The sequence below is a fragment of the Roseateles oligotrophus genome, assembly GCF_025717515.1.
In the GTDB taxonomy this organism is placed as follows: Bacteria; Pseudomonadota; Gammaproteobacteria; order Burkholderiales; family Burkholderiaceae_C; genus Paucibacter_A; species Paucibacter_A oligotrophus.
In genome coordinates this window covers 272,804-285,307 of record NZ_JAJIRN010000005.1, presented here as the reverse complement: position 1 = coordinate 285,307, position 12,504 = coordinate 272,804, and the positions used below count along the sequence as shown (strand labels likewise).

Genomic DNA, 12,504 nt, shown 5'->3' with positions numbered 1-12,504 from the left:
CTAAACACCGCCGGCGGGCAGCGTGAAATGGAAGGCGCTGCCCACGCCGGGCGTTGATTCAAGCCAGATGCGGCCGCCTTCGAGTTCGACAATCTTCTTCACCAAGGCCAGGCCGACACCGGTGCTCTCGACCTTGTCGCGCGGGGCCAGGGTTTGGAACAATTGAAAAATCTTGTCGAAAAACCTGGGCTCGATGCCGGGGCCGTTGTCGGCGACCGTGAACTGCCACATCGCCGGGTGATCCTGGTCGGCCACACAGCCTACGGTCACCCGCCCGGCCGGTTTGTCCATGTATTTGATCGCGTTGGAAAGCAGGTTCTGAAAAATCTGCTGGGCCTTGAAGGGGTCGATCAACACGCTCGGCAAGGTTCCGATTATTTCAATCGTTAGGTGCGGCGGCGGCGCCAGCAGATCGATGCAGTTTCGAACCATGGCGTCCAGCTCCACCGGCCGGCGCTCCTCGCGCCCGCGCCCGGCCCGCGAGTAAGCCAGGATGCCGTCGATCAACGAGCCCAGACGTTTAACGCGGTTGTCGATCAGGCCGAGTTGCTGCGCGCCCTCGGCGCCCAATTTGTCGCCATAGTCGGCCAGCAACCAACTGGCAAGGCTGCTGATACCTCGCAGCGGGGCCTTCAAGTCATGCGAAACGATGTAAGCGAAGTCATTCAACTCACGGTTGGCCGCCTGCAGCTCCAGCATCATTTCGGCGTTATGTTCCTCGAGCAGCTTGCGGGCGGTGATTTCGGCGCGGATAGCCACATATTGCAGCGGCAGGCCATCGGGCCCGAGAAAGGGCACGATGGTGGTATCGACCCAGTAGATGCTGCCGTCTTTGGCGCGATTCTTCAACTCACCTTTCCAAGTCCGGCCGCTGCCTATCGTCTCCCACAGGCCTTGGATGAATTCCTTTGGGTGATGGCCGGAATTGATGATGCGGTGATCGCGCCCCAGCAACTCCTCACGCGACCATTTGGAGATCGCGCAAAAATTGTCGTTCACATAGGTGATGAGACCGCGCGCGTCGGTGATGGCCACGATAGCGTGGGCATCCAATGCGCGTTTGTAGGCCTCGAGCTCACTCAATATGGCTGGTGGCGCGGCGATGCCTATCACGTCAGCGCTCATCTTGCTGATCCTCCTTTTGCACCGTAAAACGCAGCTCGAACGCGGCATGGGGCAAGGGTCCGACCGTCAATCGCCCACCGAGCTGGCAGGACAAGTCTCGAACCAATTGCAGACCCAGCGATTGGCTCTGCTCGATGGCGAAATCGGCCGGCAAACCGATGCCGTCATCTTCGACACGCAAGCGCCAATCAGGTGATTGCGCCGTCTGATCAGGGTCGGCAAGAGGCTGCAGCTCGACCGTCAAGACGCCGTCCCGGCCGGCGGGAAAGCCATGCTTGAACGCATTCGAGATCAGCTCATTGAGCAGCAATCCGCAGGGCGTGGCCTGATCCAGGCTCACCTGCACCGGGGCCAAATTCAGTTGCAGGCGCACCTTGCTACTGCCGTGGCCGCGACAGGCCTGCACGGCCAAGTCCTTCAGATAGATGGCCAAGTTCACGCTGGCAAACAAGCCGCTGCGGTAGAGCGACTCATGCAGCAAGGCCATCGCCCTGATGCGGCCCTGCATATCGCTCAACACCTCTTTTGTGCGCAGCTCCGCACAACGTCCACCCTCCAGCCGCAGCAGGCTGCTGACCACTTGCAGATTGTTCTTGACCCGGTGGTGGACCTCATTGAGCAGCACGGTCTTTTCGCGCAGCGAGGTTTGCAGGGCCAGGCGGTTTTGCTTGCGTTCGGTGATGTCACTCAGCAGCACCAGATTGGCCGGCTTGCCGTCAAACACGATTGCCTCGCCCTGCACCTCGGCATCAAAAGGCGTGCCGTCCAACTTCAGGCAACGCTCCTCGAACAGCGGCTCGGGCGGATTCCCTTCGGCGGCCTGTTTGATGCGCACCAGCGCCCTCGCCCGCCCTTCAGGGACAATGAAGTCAAGCACCGGCTCGCCGACAAAGTCCTGCGCCGACCGTCCTCCCAATAGTTTGACCAGCGCCGGGTTGACGAATATCAGCCGCCCATCGCGGTGCACGGCGATGGGCTCGGGTGACCATTCGATCATCGTCCGGTAGCGAGCTTCGCTCTCAGCCAAGGCGGCTTCGCGCTGACCCAGTTCGGCCAGCAGCAGATTGAAGCCGGCAATCAGCAGGCCAATTTCGTCCGTCCGCTTGATCGGCAAGGCTTGCATGGGCAATCCGGTCGTGGAACTGGCGGCGGTAGCGGCCAATTGTTTGGCCGCCTGCGCCAGCGGCGAAAGCTGGTGCTGCAACAGCCACCACATCAAGAAACCGGCCAACAAACTTAGGCCCATGGCGGCCAGCAGCATATGCCGCTGCAACGCGAACAATGGCGCAAACGCCTCGTCGGTCGGCAATGAGACGGCCACAGCCCAGTTCGCCACGGGCACCGCGGTCAGCGACACCAACACTTCGATGCCGGCTGGGTTGATATACATCAAAGTACCCTCGTAGCCGGCTGCAAAACGGTCGATCGAGGGAACCGCCCCCAAGGGCGGCAAGGCCCGCATCACGCAGCTTGGGTCACTGGAGGTAATGGTCAAGCGGTCCTTGGGCGAGACCAGGAAGTAATGCCCGGCCCGGCCAAAGCGACGCGCAGTGATGGGATCCAGAAAACTCGGCCGAGCCATATTGATCAGGCCGACCAAGACCCCCTGCACCGCGCCGTTGGCGTCACGAATCGATACGATCAGACCAAAAACCGGGGTCTTCAAGATCCGTCCCATCACCGGGCGCCCCACCCGGGAACGGCCATCGGTCAGGCTGGCAACAAGGTCGGCATTGTGCAGATAGTTGCTCCCCACCCGCCCCGGCAAGACGGGCGCATCGGCGATGGCCTGCCCAGACTTGTTGATGAAAACCACGCCGCCATTGAACAAAGACTGCAACACCGGGCGTTGATCGAGCAAGCTTTGTGCAGCGATGGCGTCAGCGCTCGTTGAGCTAGCACCAACACTGCCAGCGTCTTTGGCAACCGCCTCAAGCGCAGCCATCCGCACGCTCAACTGGTCATTGATTTCCGCCGCCAGCAGGCCAACGCTGTCGAGTTGACGCTCACTCAAGACAGCCCGGACATCCTCATGCATGATCTTGCCGACGTAAATCGCCAAAGACCAGATGCTCAGCACCACCAGCGCCGAGGTAAACAAGGTCAGCCGCGTGTTGAGCGTCCTTAAGCGGAGGAATCCAAACTTGGGCAAAAAAACGCTCCTGCATCAAGGACAAATAAGGCGCCGCGTCTGGAGGATGCAGCGCTGTAATCAACCCCTCACCGGGCAGATGGCAGCGCGGGCCTGGTCGCGCCTATGGTCAGCCAAAGTAACGATATACCGATGCGCCAACTCAGCCAAGTGATCAGCAATAAGAACGCAAGGCCAAGGCCAAGACTGCGCTGCAGCAGCCGGTCATAGTCGGCAAAGACCTCGGCCTCGGGCAGGCCGACCAGCAAGCGCCAATCGGTGCCGGGAATGGTCACAAAGTAGTTCACGAACCGGCCATCGTCCCGCTCCGATATCGAACTGAATTGCCCCTCGTGCAAGCCACGCACAAGATCGGCGGCCGCATGGACCCGCCCAATGAAAGCCGCTTCGTCGACCGAGCGGGCCACAATCGTCTGCTGACGACTCAAGACTTCCACCACCGCATTGCTTGGCACCGAAGCACGCAGCCCCTCGCTCAGCCGCACCAGATCGAGTTGCAAGTTCAGTGAGCCCAAGCGCTTGCCGCCGTCATCGAACAATGCTTGATTCAACCAGGTCAGCCAGCGCCCGTTTGATCGCCCATTGGGGTGCCAGCTTGATCGCCCCACAACGCTGAAACCTTGTTGATGCCCCGCCCGTCCAGGTTCGGCAAAGGATGTTTGCAAGCTCTGCTGCATCGACACGACAGGGCTCGCGACATCGCAAATCAAATCACCACGGACATCACGCACAGTGAGATTGACCAACGCCGGGCCAAGCCCTGAAAAGTCGGCGGCCAAGCGCGAGCAAGCCGCAGCACCGTCTTGCTGGCCGGCCGACTCGCGGGCCGCCTGCCTGAGGGCAGCAAGATCCCGACCAATCTCTTGCTGCAACCCCTTGGCCGTGACGGTTGCCAACACTTTGACCTTGGCCAGCGCTTGTTCGTGCACCAACTTCAACTCTTCCAGGCCGGACCAAGCGAGCATGACTCCGATTGCGAGGACGATCGGCAAGGCAACTGCCGACAGGAGCATCAGCGCGCGCGCGTGAGCGGTCAATGCACGCAGGCAAGCACGAAAGCTCGACGGAGTCTGCCAAGTTTGCTCATCTGAGTCCTCTCCGCTCGGTGACCGTGCCTGACTGATCATCAAGTCATTCCCCCCGTTGCTGTGAATATTGCCCTCTCGCAGGGCAAGGCGATCAACTCGACCCGCCCGTGAACCGGACGTTCGACAAGTCGATGCACCGTATTTCAAGCTACTGTAGATAGTCTTGGCGACTCAGGCCATCGGATAGATACCTGACGCTTGGCGTGGATATTCCCTAGACGTCTGCGCAACGAAAATGGCGAAAAAGGCTATGGAGGCGACAACAAGAGGCGCCCCAGCGAGGACAGTTTGAGGCGGATTTTCGGTTGGGCGCAATGCCGGCAAATGCAATGCAGGCAAACGCAAGGTGCCGCCGCGCCACTGCCAGCCTGTAGCGCGCCGGTCATCGGATATCCGCCGGGCATCTCACGAGTTTGGGTATCGCCGGGAAATTCCAATACCAAGGGGGCAACACCACAGCATGGCTCATGAACCTTAATTGAAAGCGCGGCGACGATATCAACAGAATCGAAGTCGCGCATCCAAGCGAACAAGGGGAGCCGACAGAATGGCCAAAATGACCGTAAGCGAAGTATTCGGCTGTGCGCTATCAACAAAGTGAGGGAAAGATTCTTTGATCAAGTTATTTTGAAATAACAATCATGAAATAGCACCAACCAAGGTCACATGAAAAACACAGCGGCGACAAACCAAAACTGCTTGATTTAATCGAACGCGCTCAAGCAGACAAAGCGCATGGATTTTCAATGCAAATAGTATTTGATTAAATTATCAAAAAACTCATCACAACAAAACATATGCAAGCCCCAAAATGCACAACAACGGGCAAATAAAAAACCAAACAGATGACCAGCCTATTGTATTTATTGAGCATAAAGTCAAATATGCTAGACTGATTTCCATCAGCACCAAGCCAAGTGCCGCGTTGTTAGATTTCCAGCCAACCGTCATCGTATTCACAGGGAGTTATCTACATGTTGAGGAATAAAGTTGCCGTCGTCACCGGATCGACCAGTGGCATTGGCTTGGGTATCGCACGCCAACTTGCTGCGGCCGGCGCCGACCTGATGATCAATGGTTTCGGCGACGCCGCCGAAATTGAAGCGCTGCGCCAGGAACTCGCCAGCAGCTATGGTGTGCGGGTGGCCTACAACGGCGCCGACCTGTCGGATGGGCCCCAGGCCACCGGCTTGATCGAAAGCACGCTGCGCGAACTCGGCAGCGTCGATGTGCTGATCAATAACGCAGGTATTCAGTATGTCGCGCCGGTGCATGAGTTCCCGATTGAACGCTGGGATGCGATCATCGCCATCAATCTGAGCGCTGTCTTCCTGACCACCCGCGCCGCTTTGCCCATCATGCGGGAGCGCAAATGGGGTCGCATCATCAATATCGCGTCGGTGCACGGCCTTGTCGCTTCGGCGGACAAGTCGGCCTATGTGGCATCCAAACATGGTGTGGTCGGCCTGACCAAGACGGTGGCTCTCGAGACGGCTACGAGCGGCATCACCTGCAACGCAATTTGCCCTGGATGGGTGTTGACACCGCTGGTGCAAAAGCAGATCGACGCACTGGCGGCGAAAGAAAATATCGGCACCGAAGAGGCGAAAACAAAGCTGCTGAGCGAGAAGCAACCCTCCTTGCAGTTTGCGTCACCCGAACAACTGGGCGCTTTGACCGTTTTCCTATGTTCCGACGCCGCAGCGCAAATGACCGGCGTGTCCTTGCCCATGGATGGCGGCTGGGTGGCCCGCTAGCTCTGGCCACCGATTTCGGCGTAGCCGGACAGAGAAACAAATTCACCAAGCTATTGCTTCACAAAGGAATTCCCGTCTTATGCGGCTCGCCACCTGGAACGTCAACTCACTCAATGTCCGCCTGCCGCAAATGCTGGACTGGCTGGCGGCCAATCCGGTCGATGTTCTGGTCTTGCAAGAGACCAAGCTGACGGATGACAAGTTCCCGGCCGCCGAGATTGAGGCCGCTGGCTACCAGGTGCAATGGTTTGGCCAAAAAACCTATAACGGCGTCGCGCTGCTGAGCCGCAGTGCAGCCACCGACATCATCAAAAACCTGCCCGGCTTTGATGACCCACAGGCCCGCGTGATTGCCGGAACGGTAGCGGGCGTGCGCTGCATCGGCGCCTATTTCCCGAACGGACAGGCACCCGATAGCGACAAGTTCACCTACAAAATGGCTTGGTTGGACGCGCTGCAGCGGTTTTTGAGCGCCGAGTTGCAAACGCATGAAAAGCTGGTGTTGATGGGTGACTTCAACATCGCCCCGACCGATGCCGATGTTTATGACCCCGTCGCCTGGGCCGGCCAAATTCATTGCACGCCGCAGGAGCGGGGGCATTTCCAGGCGATGCTGGAGGGTGGCCTGGTCGACGCCTTCAGACTCTTCGAGCAGGCGCCGAAGAGTTGGAGTTGGTGGGACTATCGCAACCTCGCCTTCCGCAAAAACCAAGGTCTTCGGATCGACCATATTCTGGTCAACTCGGCGCTGAAAAATCAGGTCAAGTCCTGTGTGATCGACAAGCTGCCGCGCAAGAACGAACGCCCCAGCGACCACGCGCCGGTGGTGATCGAACTGGCTTAGACCAAAAGCCTGCGCGGCCTGAGCGACCCGGACTTCAGCGCCGGGCAGGACGCCCCCATCCACGAAGTACGCCGAACTTGTATTGCTCTCGGGCAAGCCGGTTGGGCCCGACTGCGCCCAAGTCTCCTGGGGGCTTGCGCCCGCCGTTTGCGCTGCACGCCACAAGTGCGAAATTGCCGATTTCGGAATTGGCAACAACTTTGAAGGGCGCCATACTTGATCACGCAAGCGCGGCGTCCGTGAAATTCGGCACTGACGACGATGAAGGCATTCATTACAATTGGTATCAAAGTGGACTTTCGATGAGGTCAGCAACCCCAAACGTGGTCTGCAATCGCCGAAACACCATGTAGCGCCATCGCCGTAGAGGAATGAACTTGAACCAAGCCGTCCAATTCAATGCCCAGCCCCGCGCGAACAAGTCGCAGGCCGGTTTCACCTTGATCGAGTTGATGGTGGCCGCCGTGGTCTTGGCGATCTTGCTTGCAGTCGCCCTGCCCGCCTACACCAGCTATATCAACAAGAGCCGCGCCAAGAGCGCCAGCGCCGATCTTGCGGCCTTGGCATTGAATATGGAAAACCGCTTTCAGCTGCAGCTGAGCTACCCGGTTTACGCCGCCAACACGGCCGCCACCAACGCCATCTTCAGCGCCTGGTCGCCCACTCAGTCCAGCTACTTCAACTACACCATGGTCAGCACGGCCAGCAGCTACACGCTGACCGCCACCGGCAAGGGCAATTCGGCCGGCTGCACGCTTTCGCTGAACAACCTCAACGCCAGAACCGCGAGCAGCGCCTGCGGTTTTACAGCGTGGTGAGTTCGCAGAGCGGATTTTCGATGATTGAGCTGATGGTCACGATCGCCATCATGATGCTGTTGGCGATGGCGGTGGCGCCGTTTTCGGTCGCTTGGGGCAACCAAGCGGCGGTGCGGCAAACCCAGAGCCTCTTGAATCAAGCAATGAGCCAAATGAAGTCAACCGCCTTGCGTAACCCGACAGCGGCCAGCGCCACGGCGGCGGCGGTCTTGGTCAGCATTCCCGGCAAGCTCTGTGTGCGCGAGGGTCTGCCAAGCGCTTTGGACTGCAGCACGGTCAACTGGTCGGCGCTGCCACCGGCGGCCATCCAGTTGAATGGTGCAGCCAGCCAATGCATTGCGCTGGACAGCGCCGGCATGAGTTTGGCGGCCAGCGTTGGTGGCGTGGCCTGCGGCACGCTGATGAGCTTCAGCATCAGCAAGGGTTCGGAGAGCAGCAGTGGCACGCTCAACTAGCCCTACCCGCAAACAGCAACGCGGCGACGCCTTGGTCGAGGCGATGGTGGCCATGGTCTTGCTTGGCGTGATTGGTCTTGGTTTGGTCTATGCCGTCGGTCGGGCCATGGTCGCGCAAAAATATCAAAAGGGCCAAAGTCTGGCGATTCAAGCCATCCGCGCCGATCTGCAGGGCAATGGCGTTGCCAATAGCTGCCCCGTCAGCGGCAATGCCACCGTCACCAGCACGCTGACGCTGGGAAGCAATTTGCAACTGCCCGATCTGCAAAAAACCTGCACCGTGACCGCCGTCACGGTGACCATCAACGGCGTCGCCAAAAGCGCCAGCCTGCCCATCGTGCGCTTTGCCGTTGACGCCGACACGCTGCTGGGGCCGGGCACCTTGACCGTCACCAACTGATGAAAGCAGCCACGCCAATCCGACCGCGCGTACAAGCAGGCGTGAGCCTGATCAGCTTGATGGTGGGGATGGCGATCTCGATGTTTGCCGTGCTGGGAGCGCTGGCGCTGTATCGCAGCACCACCCAAACGGTGTTCGGCGATGGCGGCCTGGTGCGCAGTTCGCTGCAAGACGGCCAACTGGCCTCGGGCCTGCTGAGCGCACAGATTACCCTGCAAGGTGCCGGATACGGCATCACCACGCCGGCCACCGGCACGCACATGCTGCTGCTATCGAATGCCTTGTTGAACCCCGACACCTTGGTGCTCAGCGGCACGGTCGTCGCCATCAATGCCACGGCCAAATCCGGCAACGCGCTGGTCTGGATCAGCAACCCGGGCTTGTCGGCCAACAGCGCCGACTATCGTTGCCTGGGCTTGGTGTCGGACACCAGCACCAAGGCGCTGTACATGATTCAGTCCAGCGGGGCCTGCTCTCCATTGACAACGCAATGGAGCACCATCACCTGGTTGCGCCGCACCCTGGTGGACGCCAATGTGCAGGCGCAAGCCGTCACCTTGAGCGCTCAAAATGCGAGCAATTGCTGGCCCTATGGCGCGGTGCCCAAGACCATCAGCAGCTTCGACCCGCCGGCCGCGTCGGTGATGGTCAAGCTGGGCTATAGCGGCAGCGTGACCGGCGCCAGCAACACCTACACCAGCTGCCTGGCCAACCTGAGTTCTTGATCATGCTTTGCGCCGAACGCTCTCAAGCCCCCCGCCGTCGCCAGCGCGGCATCTCCTCGGTGCTGTTCATGCTGCTGAGCGGTATGTCGCTGGGCGCAATGGTGTTCGGAGCAATCTACTATGTGCGCGGTTTGCAAGCGCAGTCGGTGACGGTGCACGCGCTGACGCAAGCGCAATTGAAGGCCTGGAGTGGCGCCGAGGCGGTGCGCCAACACCTGTATCAACTCGGCGCTGCCGAGGCCGCCAAGCTGACGGCAAACCAGGCCGTGTCGTTCACGGCCCTGAGCGGCATCACGGCCACGGTGGTGGATGTCTTGGCGGCTGACTCGGTCAATTGCGGCGGCGGCACCCGTGTCGGTTTCAACATCACCGGCAGCAGCGGCGGCGCCAATGCGCTGTTGGCCGCGACCTTTTGTGCCAAGGGCAATGGCGGAACGCCGGCCGGCACCGGCAAGATACCGGCCATCAATATCAAAGGCAATCTGCAGCTGGGCGGCGACCTGAAGGTGCAAGGCGATGCCCAGACCAAGGTGGTGGTCGACGGCACGGTCAATGGGTCCGGCAGCTTGACCGGCATCTCCAACCTCTATGCCACCGGTGACATCACCCTGGGCGGAGCAGTCGGTTTCGATGTCTTGTTTTCCGAAGGCAATATCAACCTCTCCGGCAGCGCCTTGTACAGCAGCGTGCAGTCGATGAAGAACGTTAGCCTATCTGGCACCGTCAGCGTTGCCAGCCTGACGGCCAACAGCGCGGTGACCCTGTCAAGCAACGCTGTCACCAGTTTGAATGCGATCGGCAATGTCACGACCGGCAGCGCCAAACTCGGCAGCTTGAAGTCCAAGGGCAATGTGGTCGGCAGCAATTTGGTCATCAGCGGCGATGCGCAGGTGGTGGGCAACTACACCGAGTCATCCGACGGCAGCGTGGGCAGCGGCAACTATGGAGGCAGCTTGAGCACACCGGGCTGGAACACAAAAGTCAAAATGACTCGCGTGGCCGGCTTGGTGGTCAACATCGCGCCGCTGACGGCCTCTACGGTGACCACGCCAGCGTTTGATGCCTTCCCCTACAAGGCCTTGGCCAACTATGTATTCGAGCGCGTCGGCAGCAGTACCAAGGTGACCGTCAACAACGTCAGCGGGATTCCCAATGCCACCTATTTTTTGGCCGGGACCGACGCCACGCAGGACTATCTATGCACGACCAGCAGCTATAGCGCGGCCACCTGTTTGGCAAGGATTTGCAAGGGCTATTCCGATTACAACAGCTGTTTCACTTACAGCAATGGCAAGTGGACGGTTGCCGGGACAACCATGGCCCCAGGCGTGATTTGGTTCGACGGCGATGTCGAAGCCGGCACCGGAACCTACTACAACAGCTGGATCGCCACCGGCAACATCAATACCGCCGGCACCAACTCCACCTATGCCGTCAATTACGCCGGTTATGCCAACACCTGCAACAACAGCGCTTTCCCAACGTTGGCACCGAGCAATTTCTGCAAGGCGAGTGACACCAGCAAGCTGCAGCCAATCGCGGCCGGCAATATCGCCTATGGCGCCGGAGGTCTGGTCGGCGCGGTCTACAAGGGCGGCAAGATCAACCTGTCGGCGTCAAACGACGTCTATGGGTCGGTCTTGGCCGGCGATGACTTGACCACCTCGGGCAGCACGGTCGTGCATGGCTATGTGTCCGCAGCCAACCTGGCCTCGATACCGAGCGGCAGCAGCTTGGGCGCCAGCACCTCGATCGACCTGCGCAATCTGCCCAGCGGCTTCGACCCCGGCAATACTGCAGCCACCGTCAGCGCGCCGCTGTCGGCCACCCTGCTCTGGTCACGCTACCGCTGAATTGGCAGCTGCTGCAGCAGCCGCTGCGGCTTCCCGCAATTTGTCCTTCTTGCTCTTGCGCAGGCCCTTGACACCGCCGGTGGCGGACGGTGCCGAGTCAAGATCGGTCGGCTCGAAGCCCGCGATTTGTTCGCGTACAACCCGCTGCGCCTGACGCTTTTCGATCAAGCGAAAATGCGCCTCGCCGTTGGCACTGTGACCGCTGACAAAGCTGATCGCCACGCCGCTCTGGCCGGCCCGACCGGTGCGGCCGATGCGGTGCGTGTAGTCAGACGCCGAGCGTGGCAGGTCGTAATTCAAGACCACCGGCAGGTCCGGAATATCCAGGCCGCGCGCCGCCACATCGGTGGCCACCAGCACCTGAATCTCGGAGTTCTTCAGCGCGGCCAGCACCTTGGTGCGTCCGCCCTGGCTCAACTCACCGTGCAAGGCCGCCGCCTTGATGCCTTGCTTCCAGAGCTTGTCCGAGACATGTTCGGTCGCGTATTTGGTCGCCACAAACACCAGCACCCGCGTCCAGCCTTCGCTCTCCAGTAAATGGCGCAGCAAGGGCGTGCGGCGGCTCTCGTCAACCTGAATCGAGCGCTGATGAATGGCGGCGGCCCGCTCGGGTTCGACCTCAATCGTGATGCGCTCCGGATTGTTCAGCAGCCCGTCGGCCAGCGCCTGCACCGCCGGCGCAAAAGTAGCCGAGAAGAACAGGTTTTGGCGGCCCTTGGGGCATAGCGCCAAAACCCGCTGCAACTCGTCGGCAAAGCCCATATCGAGCAAGCGATCGGCCTCGTCCAGCACCAGGGTCGTGACGGCCGACAGGCGCAGCGCATTGTTGTCAAGCAGATCGAGCAGGCGCCCGGGCGTGGCCACAACGATGTCGGCGCCGCCGCGCAAGGCCATCATCTGCGGGTTGATCGAGACGCCGCCGTAGACGGTGGCGACCTTGATCGGCGTCGGCAAATCCTGCGCCAGCGCCTGCAGCGCCTCGCCAATCTGCGCGGCCAATTCACGTGTCGGCACCAACACCAGGGCGCGGGTCTGACGCACGCCGGCGCCGCGTTGCAGCAGCAGGTTTTGCAGCAGCGGCAAGGCAAAGGCCGCGGTCTTGCCGGAGCCGGTCTGCGCCAGGCCCAGCACATCCTGACCACGCAAAATAAGCGGAATTGCGGCGGCTTGAATTGCGGTGGGGGCGTGATAGCCCTGCTCGCGCACCGCGCGTATGAGGGCGGGCGACAGGCCCAGCGTAGCAAATGACATGAACAGGCCTTGGGCGAGAAACAAGGCCGGATTTTA

The 12,504-nt window shown here is 60.4% G+C and carries 11 protein-coding genes; 7 read left to right on the top strand and 4 right to left on the bottom strand.

The genetic code is table 11. The features are described from left to right. From LNV07_RS12565 to LNV07_RS12555, 3 genes are all read right to left on the bottom strand, one after another. Complete coding sequence (locus tag LNV07_RS12565; RefSeq protein WP_263571503.1) at positions 1 to 1,125, bottom strand: sensor histidine kinase; 1,125 nt, start codon at positions 1,123 to 1,125, stop codon at positions 1 to 3. After that, the gene (locus tag LNV07_RS12560) at positions 1,115 to 3,277 is read right to left on the bottom strand and encodes a sensor histidine kinase (RefSeq protein ID WP_263571502.1); all 2,163 of its coding nucleotides are present in this window, start codon (positions 3,275 to 3,277) and stop codon (positions 1,115 to 1,117) included. The genes LNV07_RS12565 and LNV07_RS12560 overlap by 11 nt, the downstream gene beginning before the upstream one ends. Before the next feature lie 68 nt (positions 3,278 to 3,345). Next, positions 3,346 to 4,242, bottom strand: coding sequence for a hypothetical protein (locus LNV07_RS12555; protein ID WP_263571501.1), 897 nt, complete (start codon positions 4,240 to 4,242; stop codon positions 3,346 to 3,348). Between the two features lie 1,097 nt (positions 4,243 to 5,339). On the opposite strand from LNV07_RS12555, the gene LNV07_RS12550 reads away from it, so the two are divergent. The 7 genes from LNV07_RS12550 (at position 5,340) to LNV07_RS12520 (ending at position 11,217) form a co-directional block, all read left to right on the top strand. After that, complete coding sequence (locus LNV07_RS12550) at positions 5,340 to 6,122, top strand: 3-hydroxybutyrate dehydrogenase (RefSeq protein ID WP_263571500.1); 783 nt, start codon at positions 5,340 to 5,342, stop codon at positions 6,120 to 6,122. A gap of 79 nt (positions 6,123 to 6,201) precedes the next feature. Beyond that, positions 6,202 to 6,966, top strand: coding sequence for an exodeoxyribonuclease III (gene xth, locus LNV07_RS12545; RefSeq protein WP_263571499.1), 765 nt, complete (start codon positions 6,202 to 6,204; stop codon positions 6,964 to 6,966). A 377-nt stretch (positions 6,967 to 7,343) separates the two neighbouring features. Next, positions 7,344 to 7,784: a type IV pilin protein gene (locus LNV07_RS12540; RefSeq protein WP_263571498.1), complete on the top strand. Its 441-nt coding sequence runs from the start codon at positions 7,344 to 7,346 to the stop codon at positions 7,782 to 7,784. Further along, positions 7,778 to 8,239 carry a type II secretion system protein gene (locus tag LNV07_RS12535; RefSeq protein ID WP_397545563.1) on the top strand — a complete coding sequence of 154 codons (462 nt, stop codon included), beginning with the start codon at positions 7,778 to 7,780 and terminating at the stop codon, positions 8,237 to 8,239. The genes LNV07_RS12540 and LNV07_RS12535 overlap by 7 nt, the downstream gene beginning before the upstream one ends. Then, entirely contained in the window at positions 8,223 to 8,639 is a 417-nt protein-coding gene (locus tag LNV07_RS12530) for a type IV pilus modification PilV family protein (protein WP_263571496.1), read from the top strand. The genes LNV07_RS12535 and LNV07_RS12530 overlap by 17 nt, the downstream gene beginning before the upstream one ends. A 41-nt stretch (positions 8,640 to 8,680) precedes the next feature. Continuing rightward, positions 8,681 to 9,364 carry a PilW family protein gene (locus LNV07_RS12525; RefSeq protein ID WP_263571495.1) on the top strand — a complete coding sequence of 228 codons (684 nt, stop codon included), beginning with the start codon at positions 8,681 to 8,683 and terminating at the stop codon, positions 9,362 to 9,364. 2 nt (positions 9,365 to 9,366) lie between these two features. Continuing rightward, entirely contained in the window at positions 9,367 to 11,217 is a 1,851-nt protein-coding gene (locus LNV07_RS12520; RefSeq protein ID WP_263571494.1) for a FapA family protein, read from the top strand. Here LNV07_RS12520 and LNV07_RS12515 read toward each other — a convergent pair. After that, positions 11,203 to 12,468 (bottom strand): DEAD/DEAH box helicase, encoded by a 1,266-nt coding sequence (locus LNV07_RS12515; protein ID WP_263571493.1) that lies wholly within the window; start codon positions 12,466 to 12,468, stop codon positions 11,203 to 11,205. The genes LNV07_RS12520 and LNV07_RS12515 overlap by 15 nt on opposite strands. Positions 12,469 to 12,504 lie beyond the last annotated feature (36 nt).

Excerpts from the sequence above, each read along its gene's own strand:
- xth (WP_263571499.1), top strand. The coding sequence starts at position 6,202 with ATGCGGCTCGCCACCTGGAACGTCAACTCACTCAATGTCCGCCTGCCG.
- LNV07_RS12565 (WP_263571503.1), bottom strand. The coding sequence starts at position 1,125 with ATGAGCGCTGACGTGATAGGCATCGCCGCGCCACCAGCCATATTGAGT.
- LNV07_RS12520 (WP_263571494.1), top strand. The coding sequence starts at position 9,367 with ATGCTTTGCGCCGAACGCTCTCAAGCCCCCCGCCGTCGCCAGCGCGGC.
- LNV07_RS12550 (WP_263571500.1), top strand. The coding sequence starts at position 5,340 with ATGTTGAGGAATAAAGTTGCCGTCGTCACCGGATCGACCAGTGGCATT.
- LNV07_RS12515 (WP_263571493.1), bottom strand. The coding sequence starts at position 12,468 with ATGTCATTTGCTACGCTGGGCCTGTCGCCCGCCCTCATACGCGCGGTG.
- LNV07_RS12555 (WP_263571501.1), bottom strand. The coding sequence starts at position 4,242 with ATGCTCGCTTGGTCCGGCCTGGAAGAGTTGAAGTTGGTGCACGAACAA.